Source organism: Salinisphaera sp. LB1 (assembly GCF_003177035.1).
Lineage (GTDB): Bacteria > Pseudomonadota > Gammaproteobacteria > Nevskiales > Salinisphaeraceae > Salinisphaera.
On record NZ_CP029488.1, the window covers coordinates 57,539 to 76,681 of the forward strand.

At 60.9% G+C, this 19,143-nt stretch carries 19 protein-coding genes and 1 pseudogene; 8 read left to right on the top strand and 12 right to left on the bottom strand.

Translation table 11 applies throughout. The annotated features are described in order from the left end of the window. Positions 1 to 347: 347 nt before the first annotated feature. Both SALB1_RS00250 and SALB1_RS00255 read left to right on the top strand, forming a co-directional pair. The gene (locus SALB1_RS00250; RefSeq protein ID WP_109992027.1) at positions 348 to 752 is read left to right on the top strand and encodes a hypothetical protein; all 405 of its coding nucleotides are present in this window, start codon (positions 348 to 350) and stop codon (positions 750 to 752) included. A gap of 106 nt (positions 753 to 858) precedes the next feature. Further along, positions 859 to 1,047: a hypothetical protein gene (locus SALB1_RS00255; RefSeq protein ID WP_109992028.1), complete on the top strand. Its 189-nt coding sequence runs from the start codon at positions 859 to 861 to the stop codon at positions 1,045 to 1,047. Between the two features lie 162 nt (positions 1,048 to 1,209). Here the strand turns inward: SALB1_RS00255 and SALB1_RS00260 are convergent, their stop codons facing one another. From SALB1_RS00260 to SALB1_RS00295, 9 genes and pseudogenes are all read right to left on the bottom strand, one after another. Next, complete coding sequence (locus tag SALB1_RS00260; RefSeq protein WP_109992029.1) at positions 1,210 to 1,713, bottom strand: DNA-binding protein; 504 nt, start codon at positions 1,711 to 1,713, stop codon at positions 1,210 to 1,212. 257 nt (positions 1,714 to 1,970) lie between these two features. Further along, positions 1,971 to 2,180, bottom strand: a pseudogene (locus SALB1_RS19380) (recombinase family protein); the annotation flags it as partial. A 359-nt stretch (positions 2,181 to 2,539) separates the two neighbouring features. Continuing rightward, entirely contained in the window at positions 2,540 to 3,223 is a 684-nt protein-coding gene (locus SALB1_RS00270) for an SOS response-associated peptidase (RefSeq protein WP_109992030.1), read from the bottom strand. A gap of 54 nt (positions 3,224 to 3,277) precedes the next feature. Further along, a complete protein-coding gene (locus tag SALB1_RS00275; protein ID WP_199678610.1) occupies positions 3,278 to 3,760 on the bottom strand; it encodes a hypothetical protein in 483 nt (160 codons plus the stop codon). Positions 3,761 to 4,130: 370 nt separating this feature from the next. Continuing rightward, complete coding sequence (locus SALB1_RS18920; RefSeq protein ID WP_179950693.1) at positions 4,131 to 4,331, bottom strand: hypothetical protein; 201 nt, start codon at positions 4,329 to 4,331, stop codon at positions 4,131 to 4,133. 177 nt (positions 4,332 to 4,508) lie between these two features. Beyond that, a complete protein-coding gene (locus tag SALB1_RS00280) occupies positions 4,509 to 4,754 on the bottom strand; it encodes a hypothetical protein (protein ID WP_145961201.1) in 246 nt (81 codons plus the stop codon). 463 nt (positions 4,755 to 5,217) lie between these two features. Then, a complete protein-coding gene (locus tag SALB1_RS00285) occupies positions 5,218 to 6,213 on the bottom strand; it encodes a catechol 2,3-dioxygenase (protein WP_222843046.1) in 996 nt (331 codons plus the stop codon). Positions 6,214 to 6,307: 94 nt separating this feature from the next. Further along, positions 6,308 to 7,354, bottom strand: coding sequence for a transporter (locus SALB1_RS00290; protein ID WP_109992032.1), 1,047 nt, complete (start codon positions 7,352 to 7,354; stop codon positions 6,308 to 6,310). Positions 7,355 to 7,923: 569 nt separating this feature from the next. Further along, entirely contained in the window at positions 7,924 to 9,186 is a 1,263-nt protein-coding gene (locus SALB1_RS00295; protein WP_109992033.1) for an MFS transporter, read from the bottom strand. Positions 9,187 to 9,474: 288 nt separating this feature from the next. Between SALB1_RS00295 and SALB1_RS00300 the strand changes: the two genes are divergently transcribed. From SALB1_RS00300 to SALB1_RS00320, 5 genes are read left to right on the top strand one after another with little or no spacing between them, the layout of a single operon-like run. After that, positions 9,475 to 10,101: a TetR/AcrR family transcriptional regulator gene (locus SALB1_RS00300; protein ID WP_109992034.1), complete on the top strand. Its 627-nt coding sequence runs from the start codon at positions 9,475 to 9,477 to the stop codon at positions 10,099 to 10,101. Beyond that, positions 10,098 to 11,000 (top strand): amidohydrolase family protein, encoded by a 903-nt coding sequence (locus tag SALB1_RS00305; RefSeq protein WP_109992035.1) that lies wholly within the window; start codon positions 10,098 to 10,100, stop codon positions 10,998 to 11,000. Before SALB1_RS00300 ends, SALB1_RS00305 begins: the two co-directional genes overlap by 4 nt. Before the next feature lie 10 nt (positions 11,001 to 11,010). After that, on the top strand, positions 11,011 to 11,721 hold the full coding sequence (locus SALB1_RS00310; protein ID WP_109992036.1) for a PIG-L deacetylase family protein: 711 nt from the start codon (positions 11,011 to 11,013) through the stop codon (positions 11,719 to 11,721). A gap of 2 nt (positions 11,722 to 11,723) precedes the next feature. Then, positions 11,724 to 12,431, top strand: coding sequence for a 4-carboxy-4-hydroxy-2-oxoadipate aldolase/oxaloacetate decarboxylase (locus SALB1_RS00315; protein WP_109995196.1), 708 nt, complete (start codon positions 11,724 to 11,726; stop codon positions 12,429 to 12,431). A gap of 9 nt (positions 12,432 to 12,440) precedes the next feature. Beyond that, entirely contained in the window at positions 12,441 to 13,517 is a 1,077-nt protein-coding gene (locus SALB1_RS00320) for a 4-oxalomesaconate tautomerase (RefSeq protein WP_109992037.1), read from the top strand. A gap of 857 nt (positions 13,518 to 14,374) precedes the next feature. Here SALB1_RS00320 and SALB1_RS00325 read toward each other — a convergent pair. Beyond that, positions 14,375 to 15,688 (bottom strand): tyrosine-type recombinase/integrase, encoded by a 1,314-nt coding sequence (locus SALB1_RS00325; RefSeq protein ID WP_109992038.1) that lies wholly within the window; start codon positions 15,686 to 15,688, stop codon positions 14,375 to 14,377. Positions 15,689 to 16,212: 524 nt separating this feature from the next. Here SALB1_RS00325 and SALB1_RS00330 point away from each other — a divergent pair. Then, entirely contained in the window at positions 16,213 to 17,160 is a 948-nt protein-coding gene (locus SALB1_RS00330; protein WP_109992039.1) for an IS481 family transposase, read from the top strand. On the opposite strand, the gene SALB1_RS00335 is transcribed toward SALB1_RS00330, so the two are convergent. Then, positions 17,157 to 17,723, bottom strand: a complete 567-nt coding sequence (locus SALB1_RS00335; protein ID WP_109992040.1) for a hypothetical protein — start codon at positions 17,721 to 17,723, stop codon at positions 17,157 to 17,159. The two genes, SALB1_RS00330 and SALB1_RS00335, sit on opposite strands and share 4 nt — an antisense overlap. Positions 17,724 to 18,277: 554 nt before the next feature. Beyond that, positions 18,278 to 19,129: a hypothetical protein gene (locus SALB1_RS00340; protein ID WP_109992041.1), complete on the bottom strand. Its 852-nt coding sequence runs from the start codon at positions 19,127 to 19,129 to the stop codon at positions 18,278 to 18,280. Positions 19,130 to 19,143: the final 14 nt, after the last annotated feature.

Here is a 19,143-nt window from a genome sequence, read left to right on the forward strand (position 1 = left end):
ATCACCCGGCCTTCTCGATCAGCGCATCAATGACGGTACGGGCACCGATAATAATATAGACACCGGGTCGACTGAGCGGAAGAACGCCGGCCCTTGCGCTGATGCGACGCTGCACGTCACCGGCTAGGCGCAGGCGGCGGGCTGAACGCTCGGCGCCAATCGATACCCGGGGCCGCGCTGACACGCGCACATGACCCCGGCTTGCGTGATCGCGACCCCATGATAAAAAAATCCCAAGCGTGATGATCTTCCGTCACGGCAGCCCCGAGAGCGGCCCTGAATCATCCGGGGCCGTGCCATTCGCCCGCTACCGCGGGCGCGTTGCAAACCCCACCGGACTATCTGCCATGCGAGACACCAACCCGATCGGCGCCACCGCGCCACACCTTGCCGACCATCCGAAATCGCTGAACGAGCGACTGCAGGACCACATCGAATACGGACCCCGGGTCCTGATCCTGGTCGCCGGCGCCGCCCTGTTTGTTACATGCAGTGATCTGACCGCCGGCGCCGGCACGGTCGCCCTGTTCATCGCCCTGGGCCATACCTTCACCGAAAGCCCGTATCTGTCCCAGCTTCCCTTCATTGCGCTGGATCTCGCGTTGCACCCCCACCATCAACGACGCGAGATCGAAGCCTGGGCCCGCGCCGGCTGGTACCGCGAACGCTTCGAGCCGAAGGGCCATGACTTGCAGCAACTGCGCTGCATTCCCGAGCACACGATCGCCGACCACCGGAAACGACGTCGCTGACGCGGAGCCCCGATCGTCCGGATCCGCCCGCCCTTCCAGGGTCGGGCGGCTCCGGGCTGCCGGTCAATCTGGCACGCGACTCATCCCGCCACAAGGAGACCCGATAATGAAGAGCCCGCGCAGCCTGCGTTTTCTCGCCCACGGCTTCAGCTTCATCGCCGGCTATATCAGCGTCGCCCTCGGGCACGGTCACGCGACCGTGATCATCGCCAGCGGCGGTCTCGGCCTGCTGATCGCGAGCGCCCTGTTCTTCAGAGCGGACCGGCTCGCGGACCGGAGAACCGATAACTCGTGAGTAACGCATCGAACGCCGCGTCGGCATTGCCGCGTGAAGTGCCTGCCTTCTGCTGCGGACGACAGCCATAACGGGGATCCGGCCGCGCGCCGGCATCGAGAAAGACAGCCCGAGTCGCCCATAGTGGGCGAGCCGCCCGACGTCACGTGCGGCCTCGACTCCTTAACGCGCCTCCCGCGGCTCCTTTGCCTCCCCCAAAGCCTGGCGTGCCTCGTCGCGCTCAGCACGGACGGCCCTCAGGTCGCTCCGGAGCGCCGCGATTGTGTGGTCCCGGGCTTCAAGGAGCGCCTCCAGCGCGGTCACCTGGGCAGCTACGGTGCGGTTGCGCGCCTCGCCCAGTGAGGTCTCCAGCTCGGATATTCGCTGCTGGACACCATCCAACTCGCGCGCCAGCCGCTCAATCTCGATCGCGTCGCCTCCCTCGGCGGACTCGTCGGGGGCTTCCTGGGCGGCGGCCGACAGATCATCGGATGACCGAGGCGCGGGCCGCTCGACCGGGGGCTGCGCGTCTCGCCAAGTCTTTAGATGGCGGTGAACGATGGTTGATGTGCCGGGAGGCAAGCCGGCGCGATCAAGCACCCTGGCCACTATCGGCAGTTTGCCGTCGGCGGACAACGCATCGGCTGTCGCCTTCACCTCGGCATATGTCACTGTGCTTCTGGGCATATTGCCTCCCTATCGGGCCATATTTGTATTAAATCGAGGATAATACAGAATAGCCCGATAGGGAGGGTGATCAAAACACCGCCCAATTCCGGCGGCTGTTAGGGGGAGTCGTTTGCCGGTGGGCGCCGCAGCACTGCCTCACTCGGCCGCGGTCGTCGTGTCGATGTTGTCGGTGAACGCCCGGGCGATCCGGTCGAGTTTCCAGACTACCAGCGTATTCTCGGCCCGAGCCGCGCCACGAGTCTGATCAATATAGATCAGCGCTCATGGGTCCGTTTCGCCTCTGGTACCCGAGCAAGCGCGCAATAGACCGTTGGCCGGGAGAGCGCGAACAACTCGCTGAGATCAAGGATCGAACGCTCGCCGGTGTCATACATCCGGAGTAGTTCTTTCTGCTGCTTGATCGACAGCTTGGGGCGCTTGCCCCGAAGTTTCCCTTTGGCCCGCTCGACCGCCATGCCTCCCCGGTTAGCGTCCGGATCAGGGTCGAGGTTCTGATCCGGGTTCGAGATCCGGACGTAGCCGATGCGTGTTTCCGCCACGTCGCAGAATCCCTCATCGGTCAGAAGCAATCGGCGGCGGGCTTAACGCACTGCACGCCCGAGTCAGTTCGATCGTCTCGACCACGCCGGCCCGGCGGCGTCGCGCATCGGCCGTACCGATCGCTTGATGGGGACGCCGGTATCCCGCCTGAGCAGCGGTTACGTCGCCGAATTTCGTCGTGGCGGGCTGATCTGCGCAATCCACTGAGCTTGGGGCTTGCCGGTGAGACCGCGGCCGCCGGATACGCTCGGCTTGCCGCATACAAGGCGGCGCGAACGTGGGTTTACGCGCTCAGGGGCTCGACGATCTCCGGGCCGTCGTTTGCCGGGTTACCCACCCTCTTTCCGATCGGCCACGCCCGATAGCTCGCGTAGCGTTCATTTGCGAGGACCTCTTTGGTCTGGTCGATATCGCAATCCGGATCGAGCCAGTGGCGGGCGCCCTCGGCGGTCAAGGCCTGGGGCTGCCGATCATGGATATAGTCGATGTCATCGTTCGGCGGCCCCGTGAGGATCGCGAACGTCACCTGGCCGGCGGCCGGATGGTGTTCGGGGAGATGTGAGGCTTTCGACCACAGCCCTGCGAAGAAGAAGGGCTGCCCGTCCTTCGGCCGGATCACGTACGGCTGCTTCGTGTCGCCCTGCTTCTGCCACTCGATCCAGTAGTCAGCCGGTACAAGACAGCGTTGATGTTTGAACACCTTCCCGAACAGCTTGTTGCGGTTCGCCGTCTCCGAGCGCGCATTGATCGGCGAGCGCTTCGTATCCGTCGCCCAGTTCGGAATGAAGCCCCACCAAGCCGGGCCGAGCGTCAACGCACCGCTATCCGGGTTCTGGAGCATAACAGCCTGGAGCGTGTCGGGCGGACGGTTGTAGCGCACGTCATCGTCGAGCCGGTCGGAGATCTCGGCATCGACGATTTTCGCGAAGACGTCCGCCGCACTATACCGACCGTATCGTCCACACATACCGTCTCAGGATACTTAATGAGTGTCTGCCTCCATCATAAACGCGCGGCGACGTTACGCATCGCGACCGCTAAAAACCTTCACCTTGTAGCTCGCCATCTTGGCGTCATGGCGACAACCCGCACAATCGAAATCGAACGAGTCACCCACGCGCACCATGCGCGGGTTGCGTGAGCCACACAGCGGACACCCCTCCTCGATCGCCTGGAGATCCGGGTGGCGATAGCGCGCCTCGATACGATCCGCGATATCGCGATAGGCGCGAACCAGGGCACCCATCAGTTGTACGGTGCTGCGGCCCGATACATAGGGCCCCGCATTACGCCAGGCCCCGTCGACCTTTTTCTCGAGCCGCATCCGGCGCTCACTTTCGCACGCATCAACACGCCACTCGTGCAAGCGGAGATCCTCTGATAAGGGCCAGTAGCGATCGGGCGGCGATTGTCCGGGATTCGGCGGCATGCGCCGATCGTACTGTATATTATTACAGTATCGCAAAATGAAGAATAAATCGTCGACTCCATCGATATCGATCAAAAATGAGCCATACCCGGCAGGGGCACACGACGGTATAGACGCGTCGACTGAAGTGGCCCCGGAATTTGGACCGGTGCGCAAGGCGAGTTCAGCCGACACGAGAGGCTGATGACAAGAGTCGACACAGGAACTATTCGTCGAAGTTAATGAGTTATCCAGTCAATGCAAGCGCCTGTCGGGGGCTCTGCACATAGCCGAGGCCCGTGATTTCGAGCACGAACTGGCTGCAGCGTGCTTAGCGATGGCCGCGGCATTGCGACGACAACGCAACACGCACGCCGCACCCGGGCTGAGCGCGAACACGAGAGCCGGCGTCTGCAGGCGGGCTAGACACATGAGCGCGAGAGCGCCGAGGCCCGGGTAGAGCCGGTTAGCACGACAGGTCGACGACACGCGGCAGGCGCACAAGGCCGATGCCGAGAAGGTCGACACCCTGCAGCGCGAGCTGACGGTGCCGACGGCGCAGGCCGAGGAACGCCGCCAGACCATTGGACCGCTGCGGGCGTGGCAAAAAAGTGAACCACCCACGCTTCGTTGAGGCCGGCCCTTCTCGAGAATCGAAGCCGGACACGTTCTGGTATTGAATCCGACGGTCAGGCTTGGGCCAGGACGATGCAAACGCATTTATTAGAAAGGAGTACGGCAGCCGAGGCCGCCAGCGTCGGGCGTCTCCTATGCCCTGCCGTCATGACCCAAGGCTCGGCTGACCGACTATGGCTGCTCGACGTGTTGTTTCATGCTCCCGCTGTCACGGCGCGCTCGCGCCCGCTTTCTCGAGAAGCGCGCCCGTCTTCTGGAATTGCCGGGTCACCACCCGCGCCACCGCCGGCGTCAGACAGGCCGCGGTCAACCGGTTCATGATCCAGGCGGGATCACGCGCGAACGGGTCGTCGCGGCTGATATCGCGGTACGCCCGCGCCAAAGCCTTCGCATCGTCTTCGGGCATGCCGGCCGTGATGAGTTCGTCTGCCAATGCCAGCGTGTCGATCGCCAACAGGCCTGCTTGTCGTGTTGTCATCAGTGGCCTCCCCGGGCGGCTCGTCGGTATTTCTCGATCCCGGCGCTTAGCCGGATCGGCGTTATAGCGGCCATCTACAGTATACGGCCCTGCCCCGCCGATTGGAGACGATCAGGCCGTCCTCAGGCTGTACACACACACCGATCGGCTTACAGACACCAATAGCGCAGGAAGATCGGCTGGGCTGACGATCAAACGCCGGACACGAGCGGGACCACAGTCGCCCGCCGGCTTGCCGTGCTATCCATGCCGCAACGATGCGGTCCCACTGACCCGAGCGGCAACCGAGGTCGGCGCCTTTCCCCTAACGCCGCCCGTCGATGGCTGGCGTGCTATCGCGCTCCGGGAACCTGACTTTGGCCGGCCTGAACACCTTCGGACAAGGCACGCCGCGTGTAGTTCGATTTCTCGCCAGCCGAGGAGTTGCCGGGCCGCACGGTCATGTGTCGTCCACCGGCGGCGTGCCGTAGGTATGGAACGATTCGATGGTCGGCAGCCCCCAGGCCTGGCCTTTTTTGCGTTCTTCCTCGGACCAGACGATGGTCTGCCAGTCCGGCGCCAGAATCAAACGGGCTCCGGCATTGCAGAATTCAAAGCGGTTGCCGCCAGGCTCGAAGACATATAGGAAGAACGTCTGCTGGATCGCATGCTTGTGCGGCCCGGTTTCGATCTCAATGCCGCTGTCCAGGCAGATATCGGCGGCCTTGAGCACGTCCTCGCGCGAGTCGACCGCATAGGTCACGTGATGCAGGCGGGCGTTGGCGCCGCTGTGGTCCTCGGCGATCGCCAAGTCGTAGCTCTTGTTGTTCACACTGAACCAGACGGCTTTTTCCGAGCCGTCCTCGAACACGATCTGCTCGGTCAGGCGTGCACCGAGCACGTCCTGCATGAAGCGCCGGCTCGCCGGGATATCCTTGGCGAGCAGGTTGAGATGGTCGAGCCGCCGGGCATTGGCACCGCGGGCGGGAAAAGCCTGGGCCTGATTCTTCAGCGCTGGTCGCTTGTCGCTAGGCGGCTGATACCACTCGGTTTCGTAGTAGAGCTCGACCTGGTGGCCGTCCGGATCCTGGAAACGTACGGCCGGGCCGTGGCCGCGGTCACCGTTGGTCCATTCATAGGCCACACCGTGGGCTTCGAGGGCCGCGATGCGGCGCTCCAGCGCGGGCTGGCTGGTGGTTCGAAACGCATAGTGGGCGATGCCGGGCGCATCGGCGGCGGTCAGTTTGAGGGTGTGGTGCTCGTAGTCGTCCCAGCCACGCAGATAGACTGAGTCGCCGGCCCGTTCGGTTTCGGTCAGCCCGACCACGTTGACGAAGAACTGAACACTGTCTTTGAGCGTCGGAGTCAGTATCTCGACATGCGCCAGATGGGCGATGTCGTAGCAGGGCTCGTCGTGTCGCGCTTGGCTGGGGGCTGTCGTCATGCTTTCGGCCATAAACCGTCTCCAATGTGCTTGAGGGCTGTAGCGAGCTGCATCGAATATGCTGCCGCCACAGTCGAGCAGCTGTGGCGGCCTCTCTTCACTAGCGCTAGTTGTGCTCGACGCGCCGGAAGCTGCCCCATACGGGGATTGCGAACTGCAGCCAGACCGTATCCGATGCGGCTCGGTTTTCGACTGCCAGGTCATGCTGGTACTTCAGGGCAAGGCCGCCAAACTGGGTGTAATAGATCACCTGTGGGCCGACGCCTACGGCCTGCGCCCGATGACCGTCCGGCGCCACGCTGTGGCCGTTGATCTGGTCGTCAGTGAACTGTTTTAAGTAATAGCCACCGATGCCAAAGCCCAGATGTTGAACGAAATGGTCGGTCGACTGGTGTACGAAGGGTCGGTAATTCACGCCGTAGTCCAGATCCACGGAATCGCCCGATTGATAGTCCGTGGCGCTATTTTCGGTATTGAACTCACCGTAGACCGCGCCGTTGAGGGCGAGTTTGTCACTGACGTGATAAGTCACATTGATACTGGGATCGAATGACCAATAATTCTTGCCGGGATTCACCAGATCGCTCTTGTTATAGCGCCCGGTCGGCAAATAGGTATCGACGCCGAAATAGAGAAACATTTTTTTGTCGGGCGTGTGGTAGGAGAGATAGTTCTGGAAGTCCAGATCGCCGAGGTTAGTGGCTTCGTCGGATTCCGAGCCGACGTCGAGATGGTTGTAGGAAAACTCCAATACGCCGCCCATTGCGTAGTGGAACGGTCCGATGGGCTGGGCGAAGGTGTACAGGACGCGCATCGCATCAACAGCCCCGGAATTGGAGAACCCCGGCACCGATTCGTTGCCAGAGCTATTCGCGAGGGTATGGCTCCAGTGGCCCACCGTGTAGTTGCGGAATTCGAGCGTGCCGGGCATCGGCATGTAGCCATCGCCGAGCGTGTTCACCCCCACCGGGTAGTGCGTCTGGCCATCTTCAGTCGCATGGGCTCGTGGCGCGACACTCATACCGGCCAGCATGCCACCAACCAAAGCTAACGATATCAACGCGGTCTTCTTTCCAATCCGCATATCTGTATACACCCACATAAATTCTGCCTCCCTCCGTTGAAAAACGCGCGGTTCAATGGCCGCGACCATCGAAGTAGGTCTACCCGAACCGCGGGCCCCTAACCGGCTGCGTCTGAGAACTACTCGTCGTGATCACTGCGCTTGGCAGATGACCATCTGATTGGTTAGGCGTTGTGGCACGGGCGCCACAGCAAATTAACTGTATTGTTTTTTTATACGTTTGTACAAATTTATATGTAATCATTTAGTCTAATATGTATCTTTAGAGACAAGTTGGCGCTTGGACCAATTTTTTTGTCATCGCCGCGGCGGCCATAATCAGGACAGAATGAATGGCAGGTTATAGCGGCCTTTAAAACGATATTTAAACTTCGCCGAATAGCACGGCGCATATTTGGCGACGTGGTAACCGTGGTGGAGTGATCGCGGTTTTACCGCTTGCTCGGAATTATCTTGTAATCCGATACGGGCTCATCGGCTCGCAGCTTTGCCCTCGCTACTCCTGGTTGGTCGGCCGTCGGCACTCTCGCTTCACTTCCTGTGAGCAAGCTGAGCAAGGATTTGCTCAGCCAAGAGCGGCCGGCCGGGCATACCATATAAGCTGGGCAAGACAGGTCCGTGGCGGACTGACTGTCAGTCTAAGTTTCCATTGGGGCCATGGCAGCATGGTTCACGCGCCGCGGCGCAGTTTCGCGCAGAAACAGGGAAATCACCACACCCACGGCGAGACTTGCCATCGGGAGGTAGAGCACATCCTGGATGCCGAAATGCGCGGCGATGGTGCCGGCCACGAACGGGGCGATACCGCCGCCGAAAATCTCGCCAGCACCCGAGACAATGCCGATGGCCGAGGATACTAGGCCAATCTGCACGGCCTCTGTCGCTACTGGTCCCGTGAACAACGCCAGGATGCCGAAGCAACAAAACGCAACCGGTAGCAGCAGGAGAAACAGCAGCCAAGGCGATGCGCCGAGTTGCGAGAATCCCCAGAGCGCGACGAGTGCGATGAGAAACGCCAGGATAGCGGTCGGACGGCGGCCGATATGGTCGGAGGCAGCCGGAACCATGAATTCGCCAAAGAAACCGCCGATCCCCAAGGCGGACAGCACAAACCCCATGTGAGTGGAGGCGAGCCCCAGATAATCGGTCAGGTAGTTCGGCACCATGGCCGAGATCACGAAGATACAGGCCATGTTGCATAGCATGCCCGACATGCCGAGCAGCACGTTGCGGCTGCGTAGTATTTCGCTCCACCGCGGTCGTGATGAATCATTCTGCGGTTCCGCCTGTCGAATGTGTTCGGGTTCGCGAATAACGAAATAGGCAAATACAGAAAGTATCAGCCCAGGAATTGCAGAAATAACGAATACCCAGCGCCAGGAGGGCACGACCGTCAGCAGCTGCGTGGCAATGATCGGAGCCAGGCCCAAGCCGAGTAGCGCGAACATGCTCAACTGCAGGCCTTGGTTAAGGCCGCGCCGCTTGGGGTGCGATGCCTCGCCAGTCGCCGCTACGCTCGCTGGACAAAAAGCCCCTTCGGTAGCGCCCATCACGATGCGTATGAAAAGCAGGCTCACCAAGCCAGTAGCCAGCCCAGAGAAGCACGACAGCAGGGAGAAGCACAGCAAGGACGGTATGAGGATACGTCGGCGGCCGACGCGGTCGGAAACCGCCCCGGCAATAGTGGAGAAAACTCCCCACGCGACTCCCAGTACACCGATGATAAGACCGAGATCTTCGTAGCCCAGTCCCAGATCCTGGGCCATGGCCGGAAACAGCGGTGCGATTATCCAACGGTCCAAGCCTACGAGTCCAAAGCCGAGTGCCAATATGATCACGGCTTTGATCTCGTAGCGTCTATCCCATTGCCCGATCGTTCGGACGTTACCCTGTGTCGCCATGCTGTTCTCCTATTTTATGTGGTAAAGACTGCGTGATCCGCATCTCGGTGCGAGCGGCGCGGGGCCCAGAGCCATGACAAGCCTTGAACAAGGCCCCGCTCAACCTGGTCTGCTAGATAACTTCCCGACAGAATTACCGGGTGTACTCATGTCGCCGGCCTGAGTGAGACGCCGGAGACTGAAGCATCGATCAGCCATTTCTGTCACGCTAATCGGATTAAGTCTACAAAAAAATTGTACGATCGTATTAATTTATTGTACTATCAACTCATCAACGAGGGCTTGTGAATGGCGGCTGGCAAAGACACTCGAGATCAGATCATGCGAGCGGGGGAGGCGTTGTTCTCTCAAAGCGGCTTTCGTGGTGTTTCGATGCGCGACATCGCTAAGGCCGCCGATACCCAGGTCGGCAGCATTACCTACCATTTCGAGTCGAAGGAGGGCTTGCTGCTCTCCATCTATCGGCGAAACTGCGGACCGATGAATGAACGCCGCGCAGAGCTGCTGCGCGAAGCCGAGCGCATTAAGGATATTGATCAACGTCTGGAAGCGATCGTGCGGGCTTGGGTGCTGCCAGCCCTTTCTTCGAATGCGGATCTAGTCGGCGGAGGCGCCCGTTTCGCTCGGCTGCGCGCCAAGATGTCAGCGGAGGGTAATGAAGCCGTCCGGGACGTTATCGCTACGATCTTCGACGAAACCAGTCATGCATTGATCGATGCAATTGGCCGCTGCCTGCCGGCTCTGGCTCGCCCGACGATTGTATGGCGATGCCACTTCTTGCTTGGCGCGCTTTATTACACGCTGATCGACCCGGATCGAATTAATCGGCTGTCACAAGGTGAAGCGGATGGCAACGATATGAAAGAGGCCCTTGAGCAACTGGTTATGGCAACGGTGGGAATGCTTCGGTCATGAAACCTAATCCCGATAGGTTGGATGGAAGTCCGGCGATTCGGCAGACTTTTCTCACGAATCCGAGCCATCCGCGTCTGGATTTGCCAGCCGATGCTTGCGACGCGCACTGTCATGTCTTCGGCCCCGGGTATATGTTTGCTTACGCGCCACAGCGGAGCTACACCCCGATTGATGCGCCCCGGGACACGCTGTTTGAGCTGCATCGCCAACTAAGGCTTGCGCGCGGCGTGATCGTGCAGGCGAGCTGCCATGGCACCGACAACGCCGCGCTCGTGGATGCGCTGGCGGCCGGCGAGGGCCGCTATCGCGGCATCGCCATGGTCGGACCCGAGATCAACGACGCTGAACTGGCGCGCCTGCATGCCGCGGGCGTGCGCGGCGTGCGCTTCAATTTCGTTTCGCACTTGGGTAACGATGCGCAGTTCGACAGCGTGCGGGCCATCGTAGCGCGGATTGCGCCACTGGGCTGGCACATCGTCGTGCATTTCGACAGCGATCGGCTCGCCGCACTTACCGATTTCCTGCGCGAGTTGCCGATCACGATCGTGATCGATCACATGGGTCGACCCGACGCTTCGCTGGGCTTGGACCAGGTCGCGTTCACCGAACTCGCCGCGCTGGTGGCGGCCGACGACAAATTCTGGGTCAAGGTCAGTGGTTGCGAGCGCCTCACCCGCGAAGGCCCACCCTATGCGGATGCTACGCCGTTCGCTCGGCATCTCGTCGAGCTAATCCCCGAGCGAGTGCTCTGGGGCACGGATTTTCCGCACCCGAACATCCGGCCGCCGATCCCAGACGACGGCGCGCTGGTCGATCTAATTGCCGATGTCGCGCCACGAGCAGAACAGCGCCGGGCGCTGCTCGTGGACAACCCGACCCGTCTTTACTGGAACGATTGAGGAGACCCGTATGCCTTCAGGTCTAGTAGTCAGCGCCCATGCCGCGGATTTCGTCTGGCGTGCCGGCGGCGCGATCGCCCTGTACGCCGAGAAAGGCTACGACATGACGGTCGTGTGCCTGTCGTACGGCGAGCGCGGCGAATCGGCCAAGCTCTGGCGCCAGTCCGGCATGACCATGGATCAGGTCAAGGCGTCGCGCCGGGCCGAAGCCGAGGAAGCGGCAGCTATTCTCGGTGCCGAGATCCAGTTCCTCGATCTTGGCGATTATCCGCTGCGCGTATCCGACGACGCGCTCTATCAGCTCGCCGATCTGATTCAGGCCAAGCGTCCCGAGTTCATTCTGAGCCATTCGCGCCAGGATCCGTACAACTTCGATCATCCGCTGGCCACCCATGTGGCCCAGGAAGCCCGGGTGATCGCCCAAGCGCACGGTCACAATCCGGAGGCCGAGGTCATCGGCGCGCCCGGTGTGTTCCTGTTCGAGCCGCACCAACCGGAGCAGTGCAACTGGAAGCCGCAGGTGTTTCTCAACATTGATTCGGTCTGGGAGAAAAAGTATCGCGCCTTCGAGACCATGGCCGCTCAGGAGCATCTCTGGGAGTACTACACCCGCGTGGCTCTGCAGCGTGGCGCGCAGGCCAAGCGCAATTCCGGCAAGCAGATCACCTATGCCGAGGCCTACGAACGGGTCTTCCCGCTGGTGACCGAGGCGTTCCTATGATGATGAAGAAAGCTGTCAAGAACATCCGGCGCGCACCGCAGGCCGTCATTGACGAACTGGGCAAGCAGGGGGTCGCCACGGTCCACGAGGCCCAGGGCCGCAGCGGGCTGCTGACGCCCGACATTCGCCCGATCTATCCCGAGGCCCGGGTCGCCGGCAGTGCGGTTACCGTGCTCGCCGCACCCGGCGACAACTGGATGCTGCACGTCGCCGTCGAGCTGATCCAGCCGGGCGACGTCCTGGTGCTGGCTTCAACCTCGCCGAGCACCGACGGCTATTTCGGTGAACTGCTGGCGACTTCGCTGGCCGAGCACGGCTGCCGTGGCTTGATCAGCAACGTCGGCGTACGCGATGTCGCCGATCTCACCGCCATGGAGTTTCCGGTCTGGTCCCGCGCCATCCACGCGCAGGGCACCATCAAGGAAACCGTGGGCTCGGTGAACGTACCAGTGGTCTGTGCCGGCCAGCGCGTGGTGCCCGGCGACGTAATGGTTGCGGACGTCGACGGGGTGGTCATCGTGCCACGCCAGCGTGCCGAGACGGTGGTCGAGGCTGGGCGCCAGCGGCTGGAGAAAGAGGATCGCAACCGCCAGCGCTTTCAGGCCGGCGAACTCGGCCTGGACGTCTACGGCATGCGCGAACGCTTGGCCGGAAAAGGCCTGGAATATGTCGACGGACCGCTCGATTGGGCCGACGACGAAAGCCTCTAGGAGATCGGTATGACGAGGCAACGCGCGATTCCCTGCAGTGTCATGCGTGGCGGCACGTCAAAGGGGCTGTACTTCCTCGCCGACGATCTGCCGGCGAATGCCGCAGAGCGTGACCGGATACTACTCGCCGCGATGGGTTCGCCCGACGCTCGCGAGATCGACGGCATGGGCGGTGGTCACCCGCTGACCAGCAAGGTCGCCGTGGTTCGGTCCTCCGAACGTGACGAGGCCGATGTGGAGTATCTGTTTCTGCAGGTGGTGCCCGATCAGCCGATCGTCTCGGACCAGCAGAACTGTGGCAACATCCTGGCCGGCGTGGCGCCATTCGCGATCGAGCAGGGGCTGGTGGAAGCCGCTGACGGCGAGACCACGGTTCGCGTTTACATGGTCAATTCGGACAGCTTGGCCGAGGTGATCGTCCAGACACCGGGTGGTGATGTGACCTACACCGGTGAGGCCGAAATCGACGGTGTTCCCGGCTCGCATGCGCCGATCCGGCAGTTCTTCGTCGACACCGCCGGCGCCAACTGCGGCGCTCTGCTGCCCACCGGCAACGCGGTTGACGAGATCGACGGCGTGAACTGCACGCTGATCGACAACGGCATGCCGGTGGTGGTGATGGCTGCCGAGGCGCTTGGCCTCGCTGGCGATGAATCGGCTGAGGATTTCGACGAATCGGCCCTGCGCGCGCGCTGCGAGCGCATACGCCTGGAAGCCGGGCGGCGCATGAATCTGGGCGACGTGAGCGAGGCGACCGTACCCAAACTGACTTTCGTCTCGGCGCCGAAGTCCGGCGGCATGATCGCCACCCGGACACTGATTCCGCACACCTTGCACAGCTCAATCGGTGTTCTTGGGGCGGTCTCGGTGGCTTCGGCCTGTTTGCTGCCCGGCACGCCCGCGCACCATTGGGCCTCGATTCCGCCGGGCGCGCGCAAAGCTTGTTCTCTGGAACATCCGACCGGCGCATTGATGGTCGAGGCAGAAGTCACGGAGACCGACCAAGGAGTCGAACTTGGCCGAATGGGGATTCTGCGCACGGCCCGCTTATTGATGACCGGGAGTGTCCATGTGCCAGCCCTGTAAGCTCGCCCGAGCTCAATCCGGGGAGACCGGGCCGGCCTCTACTCCGGTGGTACCATAAGAGCCAATTCCGATAGAGCGACAGAGTCACCCCAGGGTCATCGGCTGATGATGGCGGGCATCCGACGTCTTCGAACCCACCGCACGGGCCGCCATCTGACGCATGAGATTCTTCTCTTCCCGTACGGTTTTTCGTGAGTTGGAACCACCTTCCCACGGTGTTACTCGGCAGATCTTCCCACTACCTTGGAAAGTTACAGACACAATCAGCCCGTCTTCAGGCTACACGCACACCGATCCGCTTACGGACAGCTCATAGCTGGGGAGATCGGCAGGGCCGATGAGTGAACGCCGGACACGGGCTTGGCCGCAGTTGCCCGCAGGCCTGTCGTACGCCAGGCACATCTCAACAACGAGGCGACACTAACGCGAGCGGCGACCGATGCCGGCGTGTCCATACGTATCGCCCCTTCGCCGGGGAACCGGTTGTTGACCTGGTCGTAGGCATGACGTTGCTCAAGTCGCCGCTGTCTAGGATTGCCGGCCACATCTCCCACCAGCGTGATCGCCCGTGCGGGTCACATCCCAAATCGGTCACGTTTAATCGAACCGGTCACGAGGGCCCGGAACACGCAGCAGGGTTGTAAGTGGGTTGTCGGTCTCGGTTGCTGATCTCGTCGTCGAATCATGGGTATCGTTTTACATGGCGTATCTTTTCAGGGCTGGTTGGCTAATGGCAATTGCATTCCAGCCGGATAAGACGCCTGTTTCAATCTCATCCATAAACCACGTTCGAGCATAGTTCCACTATAGAAGAGCCGAATGAAGTTTCCTGTAGAGTAGAAAACAGGCTAAGCGGCCTATCTGTTTCCGCCCCTTTCGTCTGGCCCCGGGTCCAACTCACTATAGCTTTCTGATTTTGTCGCTAATGGATCCTGGTCGAGCAAACTAACCGCTTCGGCGCGGTGATCTGGTGCCAGATGGGCATAGCGAAGCGTCGTTTTTATGTCGCCATGACCAAGTAGGTCGCGAACCGTATTTAGCGGCACGCCACGCATTACCAGCCAACTGGCAAATGTATGCCGAAGGTCGTGCCAGCGAAAGTCACGAATCTGAGCCACCTTCAGCACGCGTCCCCACGCACGCTTCACATTATTCAACGGCTCACCTGTGCGTCCGGGCCAAACCAGGTCATTTCCGGCTGTCTGATTCCGCCATGCGGTCAACGCTTCTGTCGCCTCATCATTGAGCGGAATATGTCGTGTTTGGCTGCTCTTGGCGAACTCGCCACGAATGGTTAACATACGTCCCTTTAGGTCGACATTCATCCATCGTAGCCGGAACGCTGCGCTTTGCCGTATCCCGGTATTAAGAGATACCAAGACGAGCGGCGTCAGATGATCTGCGAACCTGGCGCCGCGTAGCGACTCCCGTTCAGGATACCCTCGCTCGCGCCGCCACGTGTTCGCCCGCTCCCGCGCCTGCTTAATTTCTTCGTCACGGGCCACTAGCGCCGCACGGAGGCGACGCGCCTCATCCACGTCTAGAAACCGCTGCTGCGGCAGCCTGTCGGTCTTGAGTGGCTTAATTGCTGCAATGGGATTCGCCTCGATTACGCCCCACTCCGCTGCGCGGGACAGCGCTCCCTTGAGCGCGGATAAATCACGATTGATCGTCCCGACAGCGCGCCCAATCTTTCGTCGATGCGTCCGCCATTTTTCCAGCTGCCATGTCGACAGCTCCGACATGGGCGCATCGAGCAAGTCAGGGAAGGCTGCGCGAATACGCGCCACGGTGGCCGTATTCGGCGAATGATGCTGTTCCACCCACGGCGCGTAATGCTCATCAAGAAATATTTTGAGCGTCTTGATTCGTGCCTGTTCGGCCGTGCGCCGACGCTCAGCACGCTCAGCGTGCACGTCTTTGCCTTTTATTACTTCGCCCAGACGCTCTTTCGCGATGTCACGAGCCTGCTCAGGCGAAAACGTAGTGGTCGGGCCGATTCGGTAACGGCGCTGGCGCCCTTCGCCATTACGGTACGCCACATAATAAGTCATCAGACCGGTCGGCTGAACGCGCAAGAAAAAACCACGCTGCTCTGTGTCGAAAACCTCGATCGGCTTCTCAGCGGGCTTCAGTTCCTTGAGAAACCGGATGGTCAGTTTGTGTCGCACTCGTTACCTAAGAACGCCGTAATAACAGCCGTAATATATTTCAGGGAACGAGGATACACAAGCTAGAACTCAGAAACCTATAACTTACCTGTATTTACTAGATATTTTCGTTCACCAGACGCTCTCGAAATTCACTGTGATTCATATCGTCCACGCATTCACACGGCAGGGGTCACTAGTTCGAATCTAGTACCGCCCACCAGATCAACGACTCACAGCGCCTCTCGGGCGCTGTTTTCGTTTGGGCTCCAATCGCCCGTTCTCGCCTTCTTGTCTCCCGGCGCTATCGCACGCAAATCGCGCCCAGGTACGGCGGTCGGGCGAGAAACCGCGCGTCACGACGAAATACCGGCCGGACAACGATTGTGCCCCCCCCGGCCAACGCGCAGCTCGACGGCTGGGATCGTGATCGTAGCCGGGAAGCAGCCTGTGCCTAGCTGTGATCTTTCAGTAGGTTGTTCATCCGAGCCGACCGCCCTGAAACTGATGGGTGTCGAATCCTTCAAGCTTCAGGAGTGACCCGGATGAACACCCACAAGAATGCGCGTTTGACCGTTCATGGTCGAGACCTGTTGGTCCGTCGAATCCTTCAACATGGTCAGCGCCCGGTCGAAGCGGCGCAGGCCATGGGCGTGAGCGCGCGGACCGCTTACAAGTGGCTGGCCCGATATCGCGATGACGGTCAGTCCGGCTTGTATGAACGCAGTTCGCGACCGGCTCGTTGCCCCCATCGGCTATCCGAGGCAACCCGGCAGCGGATCGTGGCCTTGCGGCGTGAGCGGCGTATCTATCGCGCGATCAGTCGCGAACTGGGCGTGCCCGTGACCACGATCGCACGCGTGCTTCAGCGAGCCGGCCTGAACCGACTGTCCGCGCTGGATCCCGCGCCGCCGGTCAAGCGCTATACCCGCGAGGCACCCGGCGATCTGCTGCATCTCGATATCAAGAAGCTCGGCCGCTTCGAGCGCCCCGGTCACCGCGTGACCGGCAATCGACAAGCCGGACGTTCACGCGGCGCAGGCTGGGACCATGTCCACGTGGCCATCGACGATCACAGCCGCGTCAGTCACGCGACAATCTGGCCGGATGAAACGGGACCGAGTGCCGTTCGCGCCCTGATAGCCGCTTTGCGCTATTACCGGCACCTGGGCGTACGATTCGACCGCGTGCTGACCGATAACGGCGGCTGTTACAAGTCGGCTGTCTTCGCCAAGGCCTGTCGGCGACTCGGGCTCAAACACAAGAGGACACGGCCCTACCGGCCGCGCACCAACGGCAAAGCCGAGCGGCTGATCCAGACCGCGCTGCACGAATGGGCCTATGCTCGCGCCTATGACAATGCCGATCAGCGTGCCGCCCATCTGCCCCACTGGCTGCATGACTATAACTGGCATCGCCCCCATGCCAGTCTCCACTACCACACACCCATCAGCACCCTCGGCCTGAACAACCTGGTGGCTTTACACACCTAGCGAACGTCAATGCCGAGCACTTCGAAAAGCCTGCGCAAGGCCGGATCGACGACGTCGAGCGTCTCCATCAACGAGACGATGGGCACCGATTCCAACACCCATTTCGCTGTGATGAGCGCCGTACCGATATCTCCATAAACCGCGCCCAGGCGACGCCGGCTGAACAGGAGGACGAACTCCGACGGTACGGCATGTGGAATGAGAGTCGCCCCGAGCGACTGCAGCGCCAGCCAGTCGGGATCGCGTTCACGTGGATGATAATTGACAGCCACCTGCCGGCCCTGCCCGGCTAACCGTGCAACAATATGGCGGACCCCGGCCCGGTATTCCGGCACATCCTTGAAATTATTGCTGTGGGCGAGGAGGAAGAGATCGTCGAACCAGAGCGTTTCCGGATTGACGTCCAACATGCGCATGAAATCTTTCGGCCAGCGAAGCCTTTCGAAGAAACCAGGCTCGGATTCCGGAATGGCCACCGCCCGCGCGATGAGCTCGGAACGTAGATGGTTGGGAAAACGCGCGTAATAACGATCAATACGCCGCGAACTGCCCTCGACCGGCACGGCTTCGTTACGGGGCCGAAAAACAGCTTGCTCTTGATGCGCTCGGGAAGCGTGGCCGTCAACAACTGATCGGTATAGGCAATCGCGCCGTCCTCAACCGCGTACACATCGCCGCCGCGCGACTTGACCCAGCGAGCTGCGTACTGGTTCAGATCGTCTTCGTTGAATACGAACAGGCGTTTGGGGCGCGCTTCTGTGAGCACGGCCTTCATACCGCGGATGCGCGTGAAGTCGATCATGGCGCGCCAACGGCGCTTGTATTGAGTACCCGGTCGGTCGAGAAATAAAACCTCCCGGAAAGGAATCCCCGAGTCGGCGCGAACGGCATGGAACAATGCACGAAAGTGCGCGACCGGCTGATGCTTCATCAGAAGCACACTGGAGCCGGGGGCTACATCAGCAGCACGCGCAAGTATATGCGCCAGTATCAGGTGATACGCCGAAGCGACGATGAACACATTGTCCGCCGGCGCCGGCCGTCGCGTCTCGGGCAATAGGAAACGTGCCACTGGGAATCGAGCGCCTCCACCACTCATTTCGCCGAGCGCTTACGCTCAAGTCAGCGGGCGCTCGGGCGTAGCCGGGCTGCTTCGATATTCACCCGGTACGTTATTGAATTCCCTCTGCGCGCAGGCATCGATAAATGGCTGATCCGCCCGTCTGACCTCGGCCGGCAACTGTCGCGCATCAAGCACACGCTTTTCGAGTTGATACATTATCGACGGCCTGACCAACTCTTGATCTGCGGCCTGACGGACTTCCTGCTGCGTGATGTAGCCGTTGTCGACAGCGCCGAACAGATAACCAAACCATAGCTTTGACAGCTTGTGCGTGTGGTTGATCCAGGGCTGTGTCGATTTGCCGGTGTAGTGCAGTAGCGCGGTGAAAGGCCAATGATAGCGATCGAGCGAATTCCAGGCACGCGGTAACGAGGCCTTATAGCCCTGCAGCGAGAACAGCCACTGATAGCTGTAACGTTCGGCGTCCAGGTCCTCGACGATCTGACGCATGCGCCAATCCAGGCGCTCGCAGTCCAGCAGCATGAAGCTGGACCGCAACATGGGCCGGGGCTTTCGCCCTTTGTGCGTATCGCAGAAATGCACGGGTTGATCGTGCATCGGCCGATCAAAGACTCGGGCGATATCCTTGAACACGATCTGGTCGCAGTCCATGTAGAAGGCGCGGCCCGTGAAGCCGGCGATCTGCGGGATCATGAAACGCTGGAACGAGAAAGGCGTCCCCGGTCGATTCCGGGGATTGGTCGGCATCTCAAACGGCACCGCATGTTCGTGGATGTGGTGAAACCTAACCGGTCTGCTCGTATGCTGACGAACCGACCATTCCAGCACCTTCGAAACCAGCGTCTGCTCCGGAACGCAACCGATATATATTTGAATCTCTTCCATTTTGGCTCGCCTTA

Bases quoted from the DNA above. Each gene is read 5' to 3' on its own strand.
- SALB1_RS00250 (WP_109992027.1), top strand. From the start codon at position 348: ATGCGAGACACCAACCCGATCGGCGCCACCGCGCCACACCTTGCCGAC.
- SALB1_RS00255 (WP_109992028.1), top strand. From the start codon at position 859: ATGAAGAGCCCGCGCAGCCTGCGTTTTCTCGCCCACGGCTTCAGCTTC.
- SALB1_RS00260 (WP_109992029.1), bottom strand. From the start codon at position 1,713: ATGCCCAGAAGCACAGTGACATATGCCGAGGTGAAGGCGACAGCCGAT.
- SALB1_RS00270 (WP_109992030.1), bottom strand. From the start codon at position 3,223: ATGTGTGGACGATACGGTCGGTATAGTGCGGCGGACGTCTTCGCGAAA.
- SALB1_RS00285 (WP_222843046.1), bottom strand. From the start codon at position 6,213: ATGGCCGAAAGCATGACGACAGCCCCCAGCCAAGCGCGACACGACGAG.
- SALB1_RS00290 (WP_109992032.1), bottom strand. From the start codon at position 7,354: ATGGTCGCGGCCATTGAACCGCGCGTTTTTCAACGGAGGGAGGCAGAA.
- SALB1_RS00295 (WP_109992033.1), bottom strand. From the start codon at position 9,186: ATGGCGACACAGGGTAACGTCCGAACGATCGGGCAATGGGATAGACGC.
- SALB1_RS00300 (WP_109992034.1), top strand. From the start codon at position 9,475: ATGGCGGCTGGCAAAGACACTCGAGATCAGATCATGCGAGCGGGGGAG.
- SALB1_RS00305 (WP_109992035.1), top strand. From the start codon at position 10,098: ATGAAACCTAATCCCGATAGGTTGGATGGAAGTCCGGCGATTCGGCAG.
- SALB1_RS00310 (WP_109992036.1), top strand. From the start codon at position 11,011: ATGCCTTCAGGTCTAGTAGTCAGCGCCCATGCCGCGGATTTCGTCTGG.
- SALB1_RS00315 (WP_109995196.1), top strand. From the start codon at position 11,724: ATGAAGAAAGCTGTCAAGAACATCCGGCGCGCACCGCAGGCCGTCATT.
- SALB1_RS00320 (WP_109992037.1), top strand. From the start codon at position 12,441: ATGACGAGGCAACGCGCGATTCCCTGCAGTGTCATGCGTGGCGGCACG.
- SALB1_RS00330 (WP_109992039.1), top strand. From the start codon at position 16,213: ATGAACACCCACAAGAATGCGCGTTTGACCGTTCATGGTCGAGACCTG.
- SALB1_RS00340 (WP_109992041.1), bottom strand. From the start codon at position 19,129: ATGGAAGAGATTCAAATATATATCGGTTGCGTTCCGGAGCAGACGCTG.